This is a genomic window from Hydrogenophaga sp. H7, from assembly GCF_002025745.1.
Classification (GTDB): domain Bacteria; phylum Pseudomonadota; class Gammaproteobacteria; order Burkholderiales; family Burkholderiaceae_C; genus Hydrogenophaga; species Hydrogenophaga pseudoflava.
Genome location: NZ_MCIC01000001.1, coordinates 89,545 through 107,827 on the forward strand (window position 1 = coordinate 89,545; position 18,283 = coordinate 107,827).

The following is an 18,283-nucleotide window of genomic DNA, read 5'->3' on the forward strand; positions in this document are numbered from 1 at the left end:
CCGCCCGCCCGCTTCAGCCGGAGTGCGTCGATGGCAGCGGGCAGGTCGAGCGGCGACCGATGTCCTGCGCGTGCGCCAGCAGCCAGTCGTGGGCGGCCTGGTGGCCGACGCGGTGCAGCTCCAGCAGGAAGCTGCGGCCGGTCTGCAGCTTGCTCGAGGCGCCGAACCGCGAGAGTTCGGCGTCGGCGTCCAGCCGGTGCAGGCGCAGGTCGTCGATGCGGCGGAACAGCGGCCGCTGGTAGCAGGCATCGGGCCGGCCGGCGTCCTCGATCAGCTCCTTGATCAGCGCGATGGTGCGCAGCTCCTTGAGCAGGCTGGCGTTGAAGACGACTTCTTCGGCGCGGTCGAGGATGTCGCTGGCCCGCGTCGGCACGGCGTCGCGCCGGCTCGGGTTGATCGGCACCAGCAGCAGGTCGTCGGCGTCGGTCTCGCTGATCAGCGGCATCAGGGTGGGGTTGCCGGCGTAGCCGCCGTCCCAGTAGGCCTCGCCGCCGATCTCCACCGCCTGGAACAGCAGCGGCAGGCAGGCCGAGGCCAGCACCATGTCGGCGGTGAGTTCGTTCTGCTGGAACACGCGCAGCTCGCCGGTGGCGACGTGGGTCGCGGCGATGAACAGCTGGGTGTGGTGGCAGCTGCGCACACGGTCGAAGTCGATCGTGTGCTGCAGGATGTCGCGCAGCGGGTTGAGGTTCAGCGGGTTGAGCTGGTAGGGCGAGAACTGGCTGCCCAGCGCCTGGGCCGCCTGCCGCCAGGGCGCGATCCAGGGACGCAGCCAGGGGTTGTCGGGGCCGAGCACCGCGGCCAGCGGACCGTGGTGCAGCGGACCGAAGGGCGCGGTGTCGGCCACCTTCATCCAGAAGCGGCGCAGCGCGGCCTGGGCGCCGACGCGGCCGCCTTCCATCAGGCCGGCCGCCAGCGCGACGGCGTTCATCGCGCCCGCGCTGGTGCCGCTGACGCCGGCGATCTCCAGCCACTCCTCCTCCAGCAGGCGGTCGAGCACGCCCCAGGTGAAGGCCCCGTGCGAGCCACCGCCCTGCAGGGCGAGGTCGATGCGCTTGCGGGGCGGTGTGCGGTGGCTGGTCATGCGGTCAGTGTCCTCCGGACGGGGGGGCGGGTTTGCGGCCCAGCAGCGCGACCACCAGGGTGATCACGGTCAGCGGCACGACGAAGCCCATCATCGCCGCCGAGTAGGCGCCCAGCGCGGCGTGCTGCTGTGCGGCCAGGATCAGGTAGGCCACATAGGCCACGTAGTACAGCAGGAACACGCCACCCTCCCAGCGCGCGATCTCGCGCCCGGTCATGAACACCGGCACGCAGGCCAGCGCCACCGCCAGCATCACCCAGATGTCGAAGTTCATCACCGACTCGGGCACCGCCAGCCCGGTCGCGCCGGCGGCCACGCCGGCAATGCCCAGGCAGCCCAGGATGTTGAAGATGTTGCTGCCCACCACGTTGCCCACCGCGATGTCGCGCTCGCCCTTGACGGCGGCCATCACCGAGGTGGCGACCTCGGGCATCGATGTGCCGGCGGCCACGATGGTCAGGCCGATCACCACGTCGCTCACGCCCAAGGACTGGGCGAACACCACCGCCGCGTCCACCAGCCACTGCGAACCGACCACGAGCAGACCCAGCCCGGCGACCATCAGCGCCAGCTGTACCGGCAGCCGGCTGTCCCAGCTGCCCGGCGCCGCCGGCTGGACCTCGGCCGCGTATTCGTCGACCGCCGCCTGTGTTTCCCGTCGCGACTGCACCACCAGGAACACGGTGTAGGCCACCATCAGCGTGCACAGCATCACGGCGTCCCACAGGCCCAGCGAGCGGTCGAGCGCCAGCACCAGCAGCAGCAGGGAGATGCCCAGCATGATCGGCACCTCCTGGCGGATCAGCTGGATGTTGACCACCAGCGGCGTGATCACCGCCGACAGGCCGAGGATGAGCAGCACGTTGAAGATGTTGCTGCCCACCACGTTGCCGATGGCCAGGTCCGTCCGGCCGTCCAGCACCGCACCGACCGAGACCGCCACTTCGGGGGCGCTGGTGCCGAAGGCCACGATGGTCAGCCCCACCACCAGGGGCGAGATGCCGAACGAGAGCGCCAGTTTCGACGAACCGCGCACCAGCAGTTCGGCGCCGGCGATCAGGGCCACGAGGCCCGCCACAAACATGCCCAGTGTCCACATCGGTTGCGCTCCTAGGGTGGTTGGTCCGGACGGCATGTTGCCACGGCGGCGGGCAGGCCCCAGGCGTGGGGTCTCCGGGCGGTCGGAGACAATCGGGGTCCTTTTTTCCTGGCCCGATGCCCTTGACCGACGAACCGACCGACCGACCCTCCGGACCGCTGGCGCGCGAAGCCCTGGCGTTGGGCGCTTTCGACCACGTGGTCTCTCGGCTGGATGGCTTTCGCGCGCGCGCCGGTCAGCGCGAGATGGCGGCGCACATTGCCGAGACCCTGAGCGTGGTCGACTGGCCCGCCAAAGCCGAGAAGGGCGAAGACCCGGCGCCTCCCGGGCCGCGCGCCATCGCGGTGGTGCAGGCCGGCACCGGGGTCGGCAAGTCGGCCGCCTACGCATCCACGGTGATCCCGCTCGCGCTGGCGCAGGGCAAGCGCGTGATGATCTCCACCGCCACTGTGGCGCTGCAGGAACAGCTGATCGCGAAAGACCTGCCGGCGCTGGCCGCGGTGCTGCCGCAGCCCTTCGTCTTCACGCTGGCCAAGGGGCGGGGTCGCTATGTGTGCCGGCTCAAGCTCGACCAGATGGCCGGCGGCGACGCGGCCACCTCGGACCTGTTTGGCGACGAGCCCGACGACAAGCCTTCCAGCGCTGACAAAGGCGACGCGCTGGAGCGCGTGTGGGCCGAGCGCGGACGGATCTACGAGCGCTGGGGCCAGATGCTCGACAGCGGCGACTGGGACGGCGACCGCGACCGCCTGGCCGAGCCGCCCGAGGGCGATGTCTGGACCCCGGTCGCGGCCGAGCGCCACACCTGCACCGCGCGCCACTGCCCCAGCTACAACGGCTGCAGCTACTACCGCTCGCGCGCCAAGCTGGCGCAGTCGCAGGTGATCGTGGTCAACCACGACCTGTTGCTCTCCACGCTGGGCCTGCACGCGCTGCCCGACCCGTCCGACTGCTACCTGGTGTTCGACGAGGCCCACCACCTCGGGGCCGTCGCGCAGGGCCAGTTCACCGAAAGCATGGACCTGATGCGCGGCGGCTGGCTCGACAAACTGCCGCGCGCCGTGACCGACGTGGCTGGTGCCATCGCCCACCCGCTGGGCGTGGACGTGACCACGCTGGCGCGCGAGCTCAAGGCCGCGCAGGCCGAGCTGGCGCGGCGCGCGATGGCGCGGCTGGCCGAGTCGCCCGAGTGGCTGGCGCTCTCGGGCAAGCAGGGCGGCATGCGCCCGCGCAACGGCCGCGACGGCGGCGCCGGCTTCGAGTTCAACCTGCCCAATGCGACCGAACGGCTCGAAGGCGGGCTGCTGCCGGCCGACTGGGAAGAGACCGTGGGCCAGATTGCCACGCGCGCCGGGGCGCTGCTCAAGGAGTTCGAGCTGATCGCGGCGCAGCTCAAGGTGCTGGCGCGCGACGACCCCGGCGACGCGCCGCGCTGTGCCCAGCTCTACAGCCGCATCGGCACGTTCGCCCCGCGCCTGCAGCACATGGCCGCCACGGCCGAGCTCTGGCTGCAGGCCCCGGTGGAGGGCCAGGCGCCGCTGGCCAAGTGGCTCGAAGCCGGCATCCAGAACGGCCTGGTCACGCTCAGCGCCCACGCCTGCCCGCTCAACCCGGGCGGCCTGCTGCGCGCCCACCTGTGGAGCAAGGTGCGGGCGGCGGTCGCGACCTCGGCCTCGCTGGTCACCTGCGGCGGCTTCGACCACTTCCTGCACGAGAGCGGCCTGGCTTTCGATGACGACGTGCGCGCGCGCGAGGTGCAGAGCCCCTTCGACCACGCCAGCCAGGGCCGGCTGGTGGTGGTGCAGACGCAGCACGACCCGAAAGACGTCGAGGGCTATTCGCGCGAGATGCTGGACATGCTCATGGACGACCTGCGCCACGTGAAGCGCGGCGCCCTGGTGCTGTTCACCTCCAAGGCGCTGATGAAGCGCGCGCAGGACCTGCTGGAGCGAGGGCTGCACAGCGAGCTTCGCGAGAAGGTGCTGGTGCAGGGCGAGTCCTCGCGCACCATGCTGCTCAAGCGCCACGCCGAGCGCGTGGCCGACGGTGGCGCCTCGATCCTGTTCGGCCTGCAGTCCTTCGGCGAAGGGCTGGACCTGCCGGGCGAGCTGTGCGAGTGGGTGTTCATCACCAAGCTGCCGTTCGCCTCGCCCAGCGATCCGGTGGGCCAGGCGCGCGCCGACTGGCTCAAGGCCCAGGGCCGCGACCCGTTCAGCGAACTGGTGGTGCCGGCGACCGGCGCGCGGCTGCTGCAGTGGACCGGCCGCGCCCTGCGCACCGAGACCGACGAGGCGGTGGTGGTTTGCTACGATGCGCGCCTTTTGCGCCAGAGCTACGGCCGGCGCATGCTCAAGGGCCTGCCGCCGTACCGGCTGCAGCGGCGGGATACCACCGGTATGCTGGTCGAAATTTCGCGCTGATCCACCGAGGAAAACCATGCTCTACGCCACCCTCAAACTGCTTCACGTGCTCTCCATCGTCGTCTGGGTCGGCGGCATGGTGTTCGCCGCCTTTTTCCTGCGTCCGGCCGCGATGCAACTGCCACCGCCGCAGCGCATCCCGCTGATGCACGCGGCGCTGCATCGCTTCTTCCGCGCCGTGGTGGTGGCGGTGCTGGTGGTGTTCGTCACCGGTGGCTGGATGATCGGCCGCGCCGCGAAGGAAACGGTGCAGGCCGGGCTGGCGTTCAACATGCCGCTGGACTGGACGCTGATGGCCGCACTGGGCGTGCTGATGATGGCCATCTTCGCCCACATCCGCTTCGCGCTCTACAAGCGCCTGGACAAGGCCGTGGCCGCGCAGGACTGGCCGGTGGGTGGTGCCGCGCTGGCCTCGATCCGCACCTGGGTCGGTGCCAACCTGGCCATCGGCGTGGTGATCATCGCCTTCACCCTGCTGATGGCCTGAGGGGCGGGCGGCCAGGCCGTTCAGGGGCTGCGACTCTTCCAGGGCGGGGGCAGATCCAGCCCCCACATGCGCCGACCGATCCAGCGCAACGCCGGGCCCACGAGCGGACGTTCGCTGACCTGCTTGGTGGGCTCCGAGCCCACCGCGTGCAGCGGCCCGAGGTGGAAATTGAATACGTAGTCCGGCTCCTGGCCCATGCGCAGGTCGGTGATGCGCAACTGGCCGTCGGGCGTGGTCGAGAGTTTCACGAAGCCGCCGGCAAAGGCCGCGAGTCGCGAGATCGGAGCCGCCTGGCCGTGGGTCGCCATCAGCTTGGTGCCGCGGTCGTGGGCGGTAAAACGCACCGGCTCCGGTCCATCGAACAGCGACACATAGGCCTCGTGGAAATGCGGATCGGCCGGGTCGTCGGGCAATGCCACGACGCGCCAGAGCAGGGTCTGGAAGGGCGCCGGCGTGACCAGCATCTGCTCGGCCGAGATGCCCTGTTCGCGCAGCGAAGTCCGCGCCTGTTGCTCCACGTGTTCCTGTGCGAGGACGCTCCACGCGAGGTAGGCGGTGGACAGCACCAGCCCGACCGCGTTCCAGCGCAGACCGCGCGCCGCGTCCTTCATGCGCAGGGCCGCGACCACGCCCACGACCAGCGGCAGGGTGTAGGCCGGGTCGATGATGAACATGCTGCCCACACCGAAGGGGTGGTTGGTGAACGGCAGCAGCAGCTGGGTGCCGTAAACGGTCATTGCGTCCAGCAGAGGATGGGTGATCAAGACGAGCCAAAGCGCCAACCACCAATGCCTGAACAAGGGCCCCTCGCGATGGACGCGCGACACGATCCACGCCAGCAGCGGCGCGAACAGCGTCAACCAGAACAGCGCGTGGCTCTCGGCGCGGTGCAGCACCATGTTGAGCAGGGCGTCGCCGTGGTCGATGACCACGTCCAGATCGGGCAGGGTGCCGGCGATGGCGCCCCAGGTGGCGGCCTTCCAGACCGCGGTGCGGCGGCCCATGACGCCGATGGCGACGGCGGAGCCGAGGGCGATTTGTGAGAGGGAATCCATGCGCCGAGCTTAGGGGCCGGCGATTCAAATATGGTGTTGTGGGGTCATGCCTGGACGACGACGGCGTACTCCGCCTTCATGCCGTCCGGGCCATTCACAAAGGGCCGCGTCAGGGCTGCCTGTCCCTCCTCGCCCAGCCGCCGCCAGAGAAAGTCGCGCGCGTTGCCCGGGTCGCCTTGCACATAGAACTGCGTCGTCAGCAGCTCCTGCCCGTCGAGCTTGACCTTGACGTGGATGTGCGGCGTGCGGCCGCTGTAGGGCGCGGGCTTGAGGGTGCGGAAGCGGTAGCCGCCATCTTTCCCGAGGGTGACCTTGCCGAAGCCCTGGAAGGTCGGATCGGCGCGTCCGCCGTCGCCGGGGTGGTGGTAATGGCCGTCCTGATCGCACTGCCAGATCTCGATCACACCGCCGGCCAGCGGCACGCCGCGGGTGTCGGTCACCGTGCCGCTCACCCAGGCGGGCTGGCCCTTGCCGTAGGCTGCGGCGCCGGTGCGCAGCAGGTCGAAGTCGGTGTCGGGGGGAAAGGCCACCGGGTAGTAGGGGCCTTCGGTCTGGCCTGGGGTCGGGCGCAGGGTCTTGCCCTGGGCCCGGGCGGGCGTGAGCCAGGCGGGTGCGGCGGTGGCGGCGATCAGGCCGGCGCCGCCCTTGAGCAGCGATCGGCGCGAGGACAGCGGGGCGGTCGGCATGGCAGGCTCCATGAAGAGGTGGCCCGCCACCGGTTCAGGTGCGGGACGGGTTCTGAAGATCCAGCGAGACGAAGCGCAGGCTGAGGTCGTCCGGTTCGCCGGGGTGGGCGCCCTCTTGGAAGCCCAGCGCGCGCGCAAGTTCCAGCATGCCGGCGTTTTCGCGCAGCACCACACCCACCAGGCGCTGCGTGCCGCGCTGGCGCAGGTGGCCGATCATCTTGTCCATGAGCCGGCGCCCGAGGCCGCCGCCCTTGAGGTCGCTGCGCACGATCACGCCGAACTCGGCGTCGCGGTTGTCCGGGTCGATCGCCACCCGCACCGCGCCCAGCGTTTCCTCGCCGCCACCCTCCAGCAGCCGGGTGGCGATGAAGACCATCTCGCGCGCGTAGTCGATCTGCGTCAGCCGCGCCAGCTCGCTGTGCTCGATGTGGCGGCGGCTGTAGAACACGCGCAGGCGGATGTCCTCCGGGTCCAGCTGTTCCAGGAAGGCGCGGTGCTGGGGCTCGTCCTCCGGCCGGATCGGGCGCAGGGTGATCGCCTGACCCCGCCAGTCCCAGGTCTCGACCAGATCGACCGGGTAGGGCTGGATGGCGAAGTTCGCCGCGCCGGCCGGTCGCTGGGCCGACACCCGCACGCGCGCATCCAGCGCGATGGCGCCCTCGTGGTTGGTCAGCAGCGGGTTGATGTCCAGCTCGGCGATTTCGGGCACCTCGGCCAGCAGCTCTGAGACGCTCACCAGCACCTGCGCCACCGTGTCGATGTCGGCCGCCGGTTCGTCGCGGTAGCCCTGGAGCAGGCGGTGGATGCGGGTGCGCGCGATCTGCGCCAGCGCCAGCGGCGTGTTCAGCGGCGGCAGCCCCAGCGCCCGGTCGGCCAGCACCTCGACCGCCGTGCCACCCGCGCCGAACAGGATGACGGGGCCGAACAGTGGGTCGACACTGGCGCCCACGATCAGCTCGTGCGCGTGCTTCTTGCGCACCATGGGCTGCACGGTGAAGCCCTGCACGTCGGCGTCGGGCCGCAGTTCGCGCACGCGCTGCAGCATGGCGGTGCAGACCTGCGCCAGCTCGGTCGCGCTGCCGATGTTCAGGCGCACGCCGCCGACATCGCTCTTGTGCGAGATCGCGTGCGAGAGGATCTTGACCACCACCGGGTAGCCCAGCGCTTCGGCGGCGGCTTCGGCCTCGGCGGCGCTCGGTCCGACCACCCGCGTGGGCACCACCGGCAGGCCGGCCGCGGCCAGCAGCGACTTGGCCTCGGGCTCGGTGAGGATCTCGCGGCCATCGGCCAGCACCGCGTCCACGATGGTGCGCACGGCGGGCAGGTCCATGGCGTGCGAGGCATCGCGCGCGGGTGGTGTCTGCAGCAGCTCGGCCTGGTGCTGTCGGTAGCTGCGCAACATCGAGAACGCGCGCACCGCGTCCTCGGGCGTGGCGTAGTCGGGCACGCCGGCATCGCGGAAGGTCTGGCGCGCCTGCGCCACCGCGCTGTCGCCCAGCCAGGAGCCCAGCACGCGCCGCGGCCTGGCCGTGACCTGGGGCAGCACGGCCTGCGCGATCTCGGCGCTGGGCACGATGGCGGTGGGCGCGTGAATGAACAGCACCGCACTGGCTGCGTCGCCCGCCAGCGCCTCCAGCGCCGCCACATAGCGTTCGGCCGGGGCGTCGCCGATGATGTCCACCGGGTTGGCTCGCGACCAGTTGGCCGGCAGCACCGCGTCCAGCCGCGCCAGCATGGCGTCGTCCAGCGGCGCCAGCGGCACGCCCAGGGCCGAGGCCTCGTCGGCGGCCATCACGCCGGCACCACCGCCGTTGGTGAGCACCACCAGTTTCTCGGAGGGACCATCGCGGAAGCGCGCCAGCGTCTCGGCCGCCAGGAACAGGTCGTCCAGCGTGAGCACGCGCAGCATGCCGGCGCGCGCGATGGCGGCATCGAACACCGCGTCGGAACCGGCCAGGGCGCCGGTGTGCGAGGCGGCTGCGGCCTGGCCGGCGGCCGAACGGCCCGCCTTGACCACGATGACCGGCTTGTTGCGCGCGGCGGCGCGCGCGGCCGACATGAACTTGCGAGCCTCCTCGACCGACTCGATGTAGAGCAGGATGGCGCGCGTGTGCGGGTCGCTGCCGAGGAAATCGAGCATGTCGCCGAAGTCCACGTCGGCGTGCTCACCCAGCGAGACGAAGTGCGAGAAGCCGATGCCGCGCGCCGAGGCCCAGTCGAGCATGGCCGTCACCAGCGCGCCCGATTGCGAGACGAAGGCCAGTTCGCCGGGCTGGGCGCCGATGTGGGCGAAGCTGGCGTTCAGGCCCAGGTGCGGCACCAGCATGCCGATGCAGTTGGGGCCGAGGATGCGCAGGGTGTGGGGCCGCGCGGCGTCCAGCATGGCCTGCCTGGTGGTCTTGTCCAGGCCCGCGGTGACCACCACCGCCGCCCGGGTGCCGCGCTCGCCCAGCTGGGCGATCAGGCCGGGCACGGTGGCGGCCGGGGTGCAGATGACCGCCAGGTCCGGCGCCTCGGGCAGGGCCGCAACGCTGGCATAGGCCCGGGCATCGCCGATGTGGCGGTGTTTGGGGTTGACCGGGTAGAGCCGGCCCTTGAACCCGTTGGACAGGTTGCGCCAGACGGTCGCGCCCACGCTGAAGGGCCGTTCGGAGGCACCGAAAACCGCCACCGAGGCGGGCGAGAACAGGGCGTCGAGGTGGCGGATGCTCATTGGATGGCCCTCATGCCGCGCCCTTGCCGTTCTGGTTCGACGCCATGAACGCGATCAGCGCCATGCGCATGGCCTCCTCGACCGACATGTCGACCGGCGTGGTCCAGCTGCGGGGCACGAACACGGTATAGCCACCGATCATGTAGCCCATGGGGAGGTAGACGGCCACCTGGTCGTCGAGTTCGGCCAGGCCCCGGGGCAGGCCTTTCATGCTCTGGCGCGTGACCAGCCCGACGGTGCTCAGCTCGTGCCCGGGCATCTTCAGCAGCACGACCTGCTGTGCGTCCTGTTCATGCGGGGCAAAGTAATCGGCGAAGTTCTTCAGCGAGGAATAGATGCTCTTGACCACCGGGAGGTTGGTGAAGGGCAGCTCGACATAGGACAGCAGCTTGCCTGTGACGCGCATCGACATCAGACCGCCCAATGCCACGATCAGCAGCGCCCCCAGCGCGATGCCCAGGCCGGGCAGGTAGAACTCGCCGGTGAGCGGGCGCAGCAGCTGCATGGCGGTGCGCTCGGTCCAGGTGATGAAGATCACCAGCACGTAGACCGTGATGGCCAGCGGCAGGAAGGTGATCAGCCCGCGGAAGAAGTACTGCGACAGGCGGTTTGCGAGCGGGGGGCGCGGTTCTGGCGCTGGGGCGGGCGGTTTCATGGATTCAGCATAGCAGCGGCAGGCGACAACCGGTTGACCTGGCGGAACTTGCAGGCGCGCAAAATGTCCCTATCTGATGCCTCACATGAATCCTGTGTCCGATCTGTTGTCCCGAATTTTCCGTGGTGCCCTCAAGCTGGTCCTGGTGCTGGCTGCGATGGTGTTCGTGCTGAGCTTTCTGCTCGCGGCCCTGGTGGCGGTGCTGGTGATGTCTGCGTGGTCGCTGATCACCGGGCGCAAGCCGGCGCCGGTGGTGATGTTTTCCCGCATGCGCGAGCAGTCTCGTCAGTACACGCAAGGCATGTGGCCAGGCCGGGCACCGGTGGGCGACGTGGTCGACGTGGACGCGACCGAGGTGGGCGAGCGCCCGGGCGCCGAGTCGCCGCTGCAGCGCCTGCGCTGAGCTTCAGTCTTCCTGTGCGCCCTTGCGCCGGGCCAGGGCGGCTTGGTACAGCGCATTGCGCGGCGCGCCGCTGATCTCGGCGCACAGCTTCACGGCGGTTTTGACGGGCAGTTCGGCCAGCAGCAGGTCGAGCGTGCGCAGCGTGGCCTCGTCCATGTTGTCGTCGATGGCTGCGGTGGCGGGATGCACCAGCAGCACGAACTCGCCGCGCGTGCGGTGGGCGCCTGCCTGCAGCCAGGCCGGAAAGTCCCGGGCCGCCACCTGCGCCACTTCCTCGAACTGCTTGGTCAGCTCACGGCCGATGGTGAGCGGCCGCTCGCCCAGCGCGGCCAGGTCGCGCGCCAGGGCCTCGATGCGGTGCGGCGCCTCCAGCAGCACGCAGGCGCGCGGGTCGGCCGCGATGGCCTGCACCTCGCGCTGACGCTCGGTGGTCTTGGGCGAGAGAAAACCAGTGAACACAAAGCCCCCGTCGTGGCCGCCGGTGCCGGCCACGCTCAGCAGCGCCGTGATGCTGCTGGCGCCCGGCAGGGGCAGGGCGCGCAGGCCGGCGGCGTGCACGGCGGCGCACAGTCGCGCGCCCGGGTCGCTCACCCCGGGCGTGCCGGCGTCGCTCACATAGGCCACGCGCTGACCCTCCCGCAGGCGCTGCACCACGGTCTGCGCGGCCTCGGCCTCGTTGTGTTCGTGCAGTGCCAGCAGTGGCTTGTGCAGGCCGTAGCTCTGCAGCAGGGCCGCGGTGTGGCGCGTGTCCTCGCAGGCGATGCAGTCCACCAGGTCCAGCACGTGCAGCGCGCGCAGGCCGATGTCGGCGAGGTTGCCGATCGGGGTGGCGACCATGTAGAGCGCGCCCTGCGGATAATGCTGCTGCCCCGCCATGTCACGGGCGGCGGCCAGCAGGGAAGGGGAGGGTGCGGACAATGTGGGATTCCCGGAAACAGGGGACTTCGGTCACGACCAAGCAGCGCGGCGATGCGGCCGAAGACGCCGCCCTGCGGCATCTGCTGCGACACGGATTGCGGCTGGTGCAGCGCAACTTCCGCACGCCTGGCCGCGGCGGCGGCGAGATCGATCTGATTATGCGTGAGCCCGATGGCACGCTGGTCTTCGTCGAGGTGCGCCAGCGGGCGAGCGCCAGCCGCGGCGGGGCGGGTGCGAGCATCACCGGGGTCAAGCAGCGGCGCATCGTGTTCGCCGCGCGGCACTTTCTGCTGCGGCTGGGGTCGGAACCTGCGTGCCGTTTCGACGTGGTCCTGATCCAGGGGGCGCGGGACGGCGCGGAGGTCCCGGACATCCAGTGGCTGCGTGCGGCCTTTGATGCATCCGGTACCTTTTGATACCCTGCGCGCCGCTATCATCGCCCCATGCTTCTGCAACGCATCCAGCAACAGTTCATCGACAGCGCCGACCTCAAGTATCAGTGTGCCCAGGCGCTCGCGCCCATGGTGGAAGCCGCCACGGCGGCGGTCTTGGCCAGCGTCACCGGCGGCGGCAAGGTGCTGTCCTGTGGCAACGGGGCTTCGGCGGCGGCGGCGCAGCTGTTCGCGGCCAGCTTCGTGGGGCGCCACGAGCGCGAGCGGCCCGAGCTGGCGGCGTTCTCGCTCTCGGCCGACGCCTCGGTGCTGACCGCGCTGGCCACCGACTTCGACGTGCGCGCCGTGTTTTCGCGCCAGGTGCGCGCCCTTGGCCAGGCTGGCGACGTGCTGCTCGTGCTCTCGACCTCGGGCAACTCCCAGAACGTCATCGCCGCGGTCGAGGCCGCGCACGAGCGCGACATGACCGTGGTGGCGCTCACCGGTGCGCGCGGTGGCCGGCTGGCCCAGTTGCTGCGCGACACCGACGTTCACATCTGCGTGCCACACGACGTGCCGGCACGGATTCTCGAGGTGCATCACCTGGTGCTGCACTGCATCTGCGACGGAGTGGATGCCCAGCTGCTGGGCCTGCCCGAAGCCCTGCCCAATGAAACGGAGAACCTCGCATGAAGACCATTGTTTCCCATGGCCGTCTGACCCTGGCCGTCCTGAGCGTGGCTGCAGCCGCAGCGACCCTCTCGGCCTGTGCGCCGCTGGCGGTGGGCGGGGCGGCACTGACCGGCGCCATGGTGGCCGGGGACCGCCGCAGCTCGGGCTCTCAGCTGGACGACCAGGGCATTGAACTGCGCGCCGCCAACCGGCTGCGCGAGCAGATGGGGTCGCGCGCGCGCATCAGCGTCACCAGCTACAACCGCCGCGCGCTGCTGACCGGCGAGGTGGGCAGCGTCCGCGACAAGGAACTGGCCGAGTCCATCGTGAAGCAGGTGGACAACGTCGCCGTGGTCCACAACGAATTGGACGTGGCCAACAGCCCGACCTTCACCGAGAAGGCCGAGGACACGCTGCTGACCGGCAAGGTCAAGGCCGGCCTGATCGACACCAAGCAGATCTCGGCCAACGCCTTCAAGGTGGTCACTGAACGCGGTACCGTGTTCCTCATGGGCCGCGTGACCCAGCGCGAGGCCGACATCGCCACCCAGGTCGCGCGCACCACCAAGGGCGTGCAGCGCGTGGTCCGTCTGCTGGAGATCATCAGCGAGGAAGAGCTGGCGCGCATCGCGCCCAAGTCCTGAGGCCGCTTTCCTGCACCGCGGTGCAGGGAGCTGGTCACTTCAAGCGTTTGATCAGGCTGGAGGTGTCCAGCCGGTTCCCGCCCATGGCCTGCACGTCGGCGTAGAACTGGTCCACCAGGGCGGTGACCGGCAGGCGGGCGCCGTTGCGCTTGGCTTCGTCCAGCACCAGACCGAGGTCCTTGCGCATCCAGTCCACGGCAAAACCGAAGTCGAACTTGTCGGCCACCATGGTCTTGCCGCGGTTGTCGAGCTGCCAGCTCTGGGCCGCGCCCTTGCCGATCACCTCGAGCACCTGGTTCATGTCCAGTCCGGCTTTCTGCCCGAAGGCGATGGCTTCGGACAGGCCCTGCACCAGCCCGGCGATGCAGATCTGGTTGACCATCTTGGTGAGTTGGCCGGCACCGCTCTCGCCCATCAGCGTGAAGGCGCGCGAGAACGCCATGGCCGCGGGCTTCACGGCGTCGAACGCAGTGGCATCACCGCCACACATCACCGTCAGCGCGCCGTTCTGCGCGCCCGCCTGACCGCCCGACACGGGCGCATCGACAAAGGCCAGTCCGAGGTTCCTGGCCGCACCGTACAGCTCGCGCGCCACATCGGCCGACGCGGTGGTGTGGTCCACGAAGAGGGCGCCCGGCGCCATGCCGGCGAAAGCACCGTCGGCACCCAGCGCGACCGAGCGCAGGTCATTGTCATTGCCCACGCAGCAGAACACGATGTCGGCACCGGCCGCCGCTTCGCGGGGGGTGGGTTTGGCCGCACCGCCGAACTCGGCCACCCAGGCCTGCGCCTTGGCCGCCGACCGGTTGTAGACCGTCACCGAATGCCCGGCCCGGGCCAGATGCCCCGCCATCGGGAAACCCATCACACCCAGACCGAGAAAAGCCACCTTCTTCGGTGTCGTTGATTCGTAGGTTTTGGAGGCGATGCTGCTCATGTGAAGTCATCCGCGAAGTGAAGGGGAGTCCGTCGAGAAATGCCGCGGAACCGGCTTCGCCGGGCCGCTGGCATTGCCCCCTTGAGGGGGTGACGCGCCGCAGGCGTGGCGCGGGGGTGGTCAAACGATCGTGAGGTGTTCGGTGCCTGCCGCCAGATCCTGCGTCTTGGCGCGCTGGCTGTTGAGCTTGATCTGCAGCCGCAGGTCGTTGAGCGAGTCGGCGTTGCGCAGCGCATCTTCATAGCTGATGATGTTCGCCTCGAACGCATTGAACAGCGCCTGGTCGAAGGTCTGCATGCCGATGTTGGTGCTTTTCTTCATGATCTCCTTGATCTCGGCGACTTCGCCCTTGAAGATCAGGTCGGCGATCAGCGGGGAGTTGAGCATGATCTCCACGGCCGCATGCCGGCCCTTGTTGTCCTGGCGCGGCACCAGCCGCTGCGAAATCATGGCGCGCAGGTTCAGCGACAGGTCCATCAGCAGCTGCGGACGGCGCTCCTCCGGGAAGAAGTTGATGATCCGGTCCAGGGCCTGGTTGGCGCTGTTGGCGTGCAGGGTGGCCAGACACAGGTGACCGGTTTCGGAGAACTGGATCGCGTACTCCATGGTCTCGCGGTCGCGGATCTCGCCCATCAGGATCACATCCGGGGCCTGCCGCAGCGTGTTCTTCAGCGCCACCCCCCAGTCGTCGGTGTCCAGCCCCACCTCGCGCTGCGTGATCACGCAGTTCTTGTGGGCGTGGATGAACTCCACCGGGTCCTCGATGGTGATGATGTGGCCGTGGGTGTTCTCGTTGCGCCAGTCGACCATGGCGGCCAGCGACGTGGACTTGCCCGAGCCGGTTGCGCCGACCACGATGCACAGCCCGCGCTTGGACAGCGTGATGTCCTTGAGCACCTGGGGCAGGTTGAGCGAGTCGATGGTGGGCAGCACCGCGGGAATCGTCCGCATCACCATGCCGACCTTGCCCTGCTGGACAAAGGCGCTGACGCGGAAACGCCCGATGGCCGGCGGCGAGATTGCAAAGTTGCATTCCTTGGTGCGCTCGAACTCGGCGGCCTGCTTGTCGTTCATGATGGCGCGCGCCAGGGCCAGCGTGTGCACGCCGTTGAGCGGCTGGGGCGAGACCTTCACCACCTTGCCGTCGACCTTGATGGCGGGCGGGAAGTCGGCCGTGATGAACAGATCGCTGCCGCCGCGGCTGAGCATCAGCTTGAGCAGGTCGTTGATGAATTTCGATGCCTGATCGCGTTCCATGAGGTCGTACCTTCTGGGCTCAGCCGGGGAAGTTCTCGGGGATTTTTGCCTTGCTGCGCGCTTCGGCCGGGCTGATGACGTTGCGCTTGACCAGCTCGGCCAGGTTCTGGTCGAGTGTCTGCATGCCGACGTTCTGGCCGGTCTGGATGGCCGAGTACATCTGGGCCACCTTGGCTTCGCGGATCAGGTTGCGGATGGCGCTGGTGCCGATCATGATCTCGTGCGCCGCCACACGGCCGCTGCCGTCCTTGACCTTGCACAGCGTCTGAGAGATCACGGCCACCAGGGACTCCGACAGCATGGCGCGGACCATGTCTTTTTCTTCGGCAGGGAACACGTCGATGATCCGGTCGATGGTCTTGGCGGCGCTCGAGGTGTGCAGGGTGCCGAACACCAGGTGACCGGTTTCGGCGGCGGTCATGGCCAGGCGGATGGTTTCCAGGTCGCGCATTTCACCCACCAGGATCGCATCCGGGTCTTCCCGCAACGCCGAGCGCAGGGCGTTGGAGAAGGAGAGGGTGTGCGGGCCGACCTCGCGCTGGTTGATCAGGCACTTCTTGGATTCGTGCACGAACTCTACCGGGTCTTCCACCGTCAGGATGTGGCCGTACTCGGTTTCGTTGAGATGGTTGACCATGCCGGCGAGGGTGGTCGACTTGCCCGAGCCGGTCGGCCCCGTCACCAGCACCAGACCCCGCGGACGCAGCGCCAGATCCGCAAAGATCTTGGGCGCGTTGAGCTGTTCCAGCGTGAGGATCTTGCTCGGAATCGTCCGGAACACCGCGCCGGCACCGCGGTTGTGGTTGAAGGCGTTCACACGGAAGCGGGCCAGACCCTCGATCTCGAACGAGAAGTCGCATTCCAGAAACTCCTCGTACTGCTTGCGCTGCGCGTCGTTCATGATGTCGTACACCATGCTGTGCACCATCTTGTGGTCCAGCGGCTCGACGTTGATGCGCCTGACATCGCCATGCACCCGTATCATGGGCGGCAGCCCGGCCGAGAGGTGAAGGTCGGAGGCTTTGTTCTTGACGCTGAAGGCGAGCAGTTGGGTGATATCCATCCCGTGATCCCGTGCAGTGTTGGTGTAACAGACTGATTATGACGACGATTGAAGGCAATCTCCAACAAGTGCGGGAGCGGCTCGCCAGGGCCTGTGAAGCGGCAGGTCGCGATGCGAACGCCGTCACATTGCTGGCGGTTTCCAAGACCTTCGGGCCGGAACAGGTGGCGGACGCAGTGGCGGCAGGACAACGCGCCTTTGGCGAGAACTACATCCAGGAGGGTGTCGAGAAGGTGCTGGCCCTGCAGGCCCTGCTCCCTGGAGCCGATCTGGAATGGCACTGCATCGGCCCGGTGCAGAGCAACAAGACACGGCTGGTGGCCACCCACTTCGACTGGGTGCATTCGGTGGACCGGCTCAAGATCGCGCAGCGCCTGTCCGAACAGCGGCCCGAGGACCGCGCGCCCCTGCAGGTGTGCCTGCAGGTGAACGTCGACGGAGGGGCGAACAAGTCGGGTGTGGCGCCGGAGGAGCTGTCTGTTCTGGCCCACGCGGTGGCGACCTTGCCCCGCCTGCGTCTGCGGGGGCTGATGTGCATCCCCGAGCCGAGCGAGGACATGGCGGTGCAGCGCGCGGCGTTCCGGCGGGTGCGTGAGCTGCAGCAGGCGCTGACGGACCAGGGGCTGGCGCTCGACGTGCTGTCCATGGGCATGAGCGACGACCTGGAGCCAGCGGTGGCCGAGGGGGCCACACTGGTGCGCGTCGGCCGGGCCATCTTCGGTCACCGGCCGCGCAAGGAGCCGGTCACTGCTTCGGCGGCTGGATCGGCTTGATGGCGCCGCAGTCGGCCGAGAGCCACTTGCCCTGACCTTCCATGGTCATGGTCTCGGGTTTGCCGTTGCGGACTGTCTGCATGACCATCTTGGTGGCAAAGGCCTTGTCGCCGCTGAAGGTGTAGGTGCCTTCGCCCGTGGTCGGCGGGTTCTTGCAGGCGAACTTCGACTTCAGGGTGTTGCCCGTGCGCGAGATGATGGTCGAAGTGCAGTCGCCTTCGGTCTGGCTGGGCAGTTCCGACCGCGCAGCCATTTCGGGGGTGATGCACACCTTGACAGTCACCGCGCCGCCAGCGCCGACGCTCATGCCGTTCTGGCCCATCATGGCTTCCATCTGCTTGCGCTGCGCGGGCGGCATGGCGGCCAGCTGCTTCTGCATCTCGGCCATGGCCTTGTCCAGCTCCGGGTTGCCTCCCATCTTGTTCTGGATGGCCCACAGGCCGGGCGCGGTGGTCTGGGCGAAGGCGCTGGCGGAACACAACAGAAGGCAGGTCAGCAGTCGGGACGGGGCACGCATAAGAACTCCGGTGGGTGAGGGATCGTTCTATTGTGCGTCGCCAAGGCCTCACAGCGGCAGCCGGCTGCTGTTCTTCACCTCTTCCATCACTGCGTAGGTGCGCGTCTCGCGCACGCCCGGCAGCTGCCACAGCACGCTGCCGGCGAAGTCGCGGAAGGCGGCCATGTCGGCCATGCGGGTCTTGATGAGGTAGTCGAAGCCGCCGGCCACCATGTGGCATTCCAGGATCTCGTCGCGCACCTGCACCGCGGCCTTGAACTCGTTGAACACGTTGGGCGTGGTGCGGTCGAGCAGCACCTCGACGAAGACCAGCATGCCGCGCCCGAGCTTGAGCGGGTTCAGCCGCGCCTCGTAGCCCAGGATGTAGCCCTCGCGCTGCAAGCGCTGGGTGCGCGCCAGCACAGCGGTGGGCGACAGCGACACCGCCTCGGCCAGTTTGAGGTTGGAGATGCGGCCGTCGGCCTGCAGGACGTTCAGGATGCGCAGGTCGATGCGGTCGAGGTCGGGGGCGGCTTCGCTCATGGATAGT

19 protein-coding genes are annotated in these 18,283 nt (G+C 69.0%); 7 read left to right on the forward strand and 12 right to left on the reverse strand.

Going from position 1 to position 18,283, the window contains the following annotated elements; all coding sequences use genetic code 11:
* Positions 1 to 13: 13 nt before the first annotated feature.
* Together BC358_RS00510 and BC358_RS00515 are read right to left on the reverse strand one after the other, a co-directional pair.
* On the reverse strand, positions 14 to 1,084 hold the full coding sequence (locus tag BC358_RS00510; RefSeq protein WP_079364267.1) for a patatin-like phospholipase family protein: 1,071 nt from the start codon (positions 1,082 to 1,084) through the stop codon (positions 14 to 16).
* A gap of 4 nt (positions 1,085 to 1,088) precedes the next feature.
* Positions 1,089 to 2,183 carry a calcium/sodium antiporter gene (locus tag BC358_RS00515; RefSeq protein ID WP_079364268.1) on the reverse strand — a complete coding sequence of 365 codons (1,095 nt, stop codon included), beginning with the start codon at positions 2,181 to 2,183 and terminating at the stop codon, positions 1,089 to 1,091.
* Between the two features lie 116 nt (positions 2,184 to 2,299).
* On the opposite strand from BC358_RS00515, the gene dinG reads away from it, so the two are divergent.
* Positions 2,300 to 4,603 (forward strand): ATP-dependent DNA helicase DinG, encoded by a 2,304-nt coding sequence (dinG, locus tag BC358_RS00520; RefSeq protein ID WP_079364269.1) that lies wholly within the window; start codon positions 2,300 to 2,302, stop codon positions 4,601 to 4,603.
* A gap of 16 nt (positions 4,604 to 4,619) precedes the next feature.
* Positions 4,620 to 5,090, forward strand: a complete 471-nt coding sequence (locus BC358_RS00525) for a CopD family protein (RefSeq protein ID WP_079364270.1) — start codon at positions 4,620 to 4,622, stop codon at positions 5,088 to 5,090.
* Positions 5,091 to 5,110: 20 nt separating this feature from the next.
* Here BC358_RS00525 and BC358_RS00530 read toward each other — a convergent pair whose 3' ends face one another.
* The 4 genes from BC358_RS00530 to BC358_RS00545 are packed head-to-tail and all read right to left on the reverse strand — an operon-like array spanning position 5,111 to position 10,199.
* Complete coding sequence (locus BC358_RS00530; protein WP_079364271.1) at positions 5,111 to 6,145, reverse strand: metal-dependent hydrolase; 1,035 nt, start codon at positions 6,143 to 6,145, stop codon at positions 5,111 to 5,113.
* Positions 6,146 to 6,189: 44 nt separating this feature from the next.
* Positions 6,190 to 6,831: a protocatechuate 3,4-dioxygenase gene (locus BC358_RS00535; protein WP_079364272.1), complete on the reverse strand. Its 642-nt coding sequence runs from the start codon at positions 6,829 to 6,831 to the stop codon at positions 6,190 to 6,192.
* A gap of 34 nt (positions 6,832 to 6,865) precedes the next feature.
* Positions 6,866 to 9,544 carry a GNAT family N-acetyltransferase gene (locus BC358_RS00540; RefSeq protein ID WP_079364273.1) on the reverse strand — a complete coding sequence of 893 codons (2,679 nt, stop codon included), beginning with the start codon at positions 9,542 to 9,544 and terminating at the stop codon, positions 6,866 to 6,868.
* Positions 9,545 to 9,554: 10 nt separating this feature from the next.
* A complete protein-coding gene (locus tag BC358_RS00545; RefSeq protein ID WP_066157427.1) occupies positions 9,555 to 10,199 on the reverse strand; it encodes a DUF502 domain-containing protein in 645 nt (214 codons plus the stop codon).
* Positions 10,200 to 10,284: 85 nt separating this feature from the next.
* Between BC358_RS00545 and BC358_RS00550 the strand changes: the two genes are divergently transcribed.
* On the forward strand, positions 10,285 to 10,602 hold the full coding sequence (locus BC358_RS00550; protein ID WP_143434132.1) for a hypothetical protein: 318 nt from the start codon (positions 10,285 to 10,287) through the stop codon (positions 10,600 to 10,602).
* Between the two features lie 3 nt (positions 10,603 to 10,605).
* On the opposite strand, the gene rsmI is transcribed toward BC358_RS00550, so the two are convergent.
* Complete coding sequence (gene rsmI, locus BC358_RS00555; protein WP_241559580.1) at positions 10,606 to 11,520, reverse strand: 16S rRNA (cytidine(1402)-2'-O)-methyltransferase; 915 nt, start codon at positions 11,518 to 11,520, stop codon at positions 10,606 to 10,608.
* Between rsmI and BC358_RS00560 the strand changes: the two genes are divergently transcribed.
* From BC358_RS00560 to BC358_RS00570, 3 genes are read left to right on the forward strand one after another with little or no spacing between them, the layout of a single operon-like run.
* Complete coding sequence (locus BC358_RS00560; RefSeq protein WP_079364274.1) at positions 11,520 to 11,936, forward strand: YraN family protein; 417 nt, start codon at positions 11,520 to 11,522, stop codon at positions 11,934 to 11,936. The two genes, rsmI and BC358_RS00560, sit on opposite strands and share 1 nt — an antisense overlap.
* Positions 11,937 to 11,963: 27 nt before the next feature.
* Positions 11,964 to 12,584: an SIS domain-containing protein gene (locus tag BC358_RS00565; RefSeq protein ID WP_066157420.1), complete on the forward strand. Its 621-nt coding sequence runs from the start codon at positions 11,964 to 11,966 to the stop codon at positions 12,582 to 12,584.
* Positions 12,581 to 13,207, forward strand: coding sequence for a BON domain-containing protein (locus BC358_RS00570; protein ID WP_066157417.1), 627 nt, complete (start codon positions 12,581 to 12,583; stop codon positions 13,205 to 13,207). The genes BC358_RS00565 and BC358_RS00570 overlap by 4 nt, the downstream gene beginning before the upstream one ends.
* Before the next feature lie 34 nt (positions 13,208 to 13,241).
* Here the strand turns inward: BC358_RS00570 and BC358_RS00575 are convergent, their stop codons facing one another.
* From BC358_RS00575 to BC358_RS00585, 3 genes are all read right to left on the reverse strand, one after another.
* Positions 13,242 to 14,144 (reverse strand): NAD(P)-dependent oxidoreductase, encoded by a 903-nt coding sequence (locus tag BC358_RS00575; RefSeq protein ID WP_066157414.1) that lies wholly within the window; start codon positions 14,142 to 14,144, stop codon positions 13,242 to 13,244.
* A gap of 120 nt (positions 14,145 to 14,264) precedes the next feature.
* A complete protein-coding gene (locus BC358_RS00580; protein ID WP_066157411.1) occupies positions 14,265 to 15,401 on the reverse strand; it encodes a PilT/PilU family type 4a pilus ATPase in 1,137 nt (378 codons plus the stop codon).
* 19 nt (positions 15,402 to 15,420) lie between these two features.
* On the reverse strand, positions 15,421 to 16,464 hold the full coding sequence (locus BC358_RS00585) for a type IV pilus twitching motility protein PilT (RefSeq protein WP_066157408.1): 1,044 nt from the start codon (positions 16,462 to 16,464) through the stop codon (positions 15,421 to 15,423).
* 38 nt (positions 16,465 to 16,502) lie between these two features.
* Between BC358_RS00585 and BC358_RS00590 the strand changes: the two genes are divergently transcribed.
* On the forward strand, positions 16,503 to 17,237 hold the full coding sequence (locus tag BC358_RS00590) for a YggS family pyridoxal phosphate-dependent enzyme (protein ID WP_079364275.1): 735 nt from the start codon (positions 16,503 to 16,505) through the stop codon (positions 17,235 to 17,237).
* Here the strand turns inward: BC358_RS00590 and BC358_RS00595 are convergent.
* Together BC358_RS00595 and BC358_RS00600 are read right to left on the reverse strand one after the other, a co-directional pair.
* A complete protein-coding gene (locus BC358_RS00595) occupies positions 17,209 to 17,754 on the reverse strand; it encodes a DUF3617 domain-containing protein (RefSeq protein ID WP_066157402.1) in 546 nt (181 codons plus the stop codon). The genes BC358_RS00590 and BC358_RS00595 overlap by 29 nt on opposite strands.
* 48 nt (positions 17,755 to 17,802) lie before the next feature.
* A complete protein-coding gene (locus tag BC358_RS00600) occupies positions 17,803 to 18,276 on the reverse strand; it encodes an Lrp/AsnC ligand binding domain-containing protein (protein ID WP_066157399.1) in 474 nt (157 codons plus the stop codon).
* Positions 18,277 to 18,283 lie beyond the last annotated feature (7 nt).

What these genes read in the sequence shown, in the direction of transcription:
- BC358_RS00525 (WP_079364270.1), top strand. Translation starts at nt 4,620, where the DNA reads ATGCTCTACGCCACCCTCAAACTGCTTCACGTGCTCTCCATCGTCGTC.
- BC358_RS00545 (WP_066157427.1), bottom strand. Translation starts at nt 10,199, where the DNA reads ATGAAACCGCCCGCCCCAGCGCCAGAACCGCGCCCCCCGCTCGCAAAC.
- BC358_RS00580 (WP_066157411.1), bottom strand. Translation starts at nt 15,401, where the DNA reads ATGGAACGCGATCAGGCATCGAAATTCATCAACGACCTGCTCAAGCTG.
- BC358_RS00535 (WP_079364272.1), bottom strand. Translation starts at nt 6,831, where the DNA reads ATGCCGACCGCCCCGCTGTCCTCGCGCCGATCGCTGCTCAAGGGCGGC.
- BC358_RS00575 (WP_066157414.1), bottom strand. Translation starts at nt 14,144, where the DNA reads ATGAGCAGCATCGCCTCCAAAACCTACGAATCAACGACACCGAAGAAG.
- BC358_RS00510 (WP_079364267.1), bottom strand. Translation starts at nt 1,084, where the DNA reads ATGACCAGCCACCGCACACCGCCCCGCAAGCGCATCGACCTCGCCCTG.
- BC358_RS00570 (WP_066157417.1), top strand. Translation starts at nt 12,581, where the DNA reads ATGAAGACCATTGTTTCCCATGGCCGTCTGACCCTGGCCGTCCTGAGC.
- BC358_RS00550 (WP_143434132.1), top strand. Translation starts at nt 10,285, where the DNA reads ATGAATCCTGTGTCCGATCTGTTGTCCCGAATTTTCCGTGGTGCCCTC.
- BC358_RS00585 (WP_066157408.1), bottom strand. Translation starts at nt 16,464, where the DNA reads ATGGATATCACCCAACTGCTCGCCTTCAGCGTCAAGAACAAAGCCTCC.
- BC358_RS00515 (WP_079364268.1), bottom strand. Translation starts at nt 2,183, where the DNA reads ATGTGGACACTGGGCATGTTTGTGGCGGGCCTCGTGGCCCTGATCGCC.
- dinG (WP_079364269.1), top strand. Translation starts at nt 2,300, where the DNA reads ATGCCCTTGACCGACGAACCGACCGACCGACCCTCCGGACCGCTGGCG.
- BC358_RS00600 (WP_066157399.1), bottom strand. Translation starts at nt 18,276, where the DNA reads ATGAGCGAAGCCGCCCCCGACCTCGACCGCATCGACCTGCGCATCCTG.
- BC358_RS00560 (WP_079364274.1), top strand. Translation starts at nt 11,520, where the DNA reads ATGTGGGATTCCCGGAAACAGGGGACTTCGGTCACGACCAAGCAGCGC.
- BC358_RS00595 (WP_066157402.1), bottom strand. Translation starts at nt 17,754, where the DNA reads ATGCGTGCCCCGTCCCGACTGCTGACCTGCCTTCTGTTGTGTTCCGCC.
- BC358_RS00540 (WP_079364273.1), bottom strand. Translation starts at nt 9,544, where the DNA reads ATGAGCATCCGCCACCTCGACGCCCTGTTCTCGCCCGCCTCGGTGGCG.
- BC358_RS00530 (WP_079364271.1), bottom strand. Translation starts at nt 6,145, where the DNA reads ATGGATTCCCTCTCACAAATCGCCCTCGGCTCCGCCGTCGCCATCGGC.
- BC358_RS00590 (WP_079364275.1), top strand. Translation starts at nt 16,503, where the DNA reads ATGACGACGATTGAAGGCAATCTCCAACAAGTGCGGGAGCGGCTCGCC.
- BC358_RS00565 (WP_066157420.1), top strand. Translation starts at nt 11,964, where the DNA reads ATGCTTCTGCAACGCATCCAGCAACAGTTCATCGACAGCGCCGACCTC.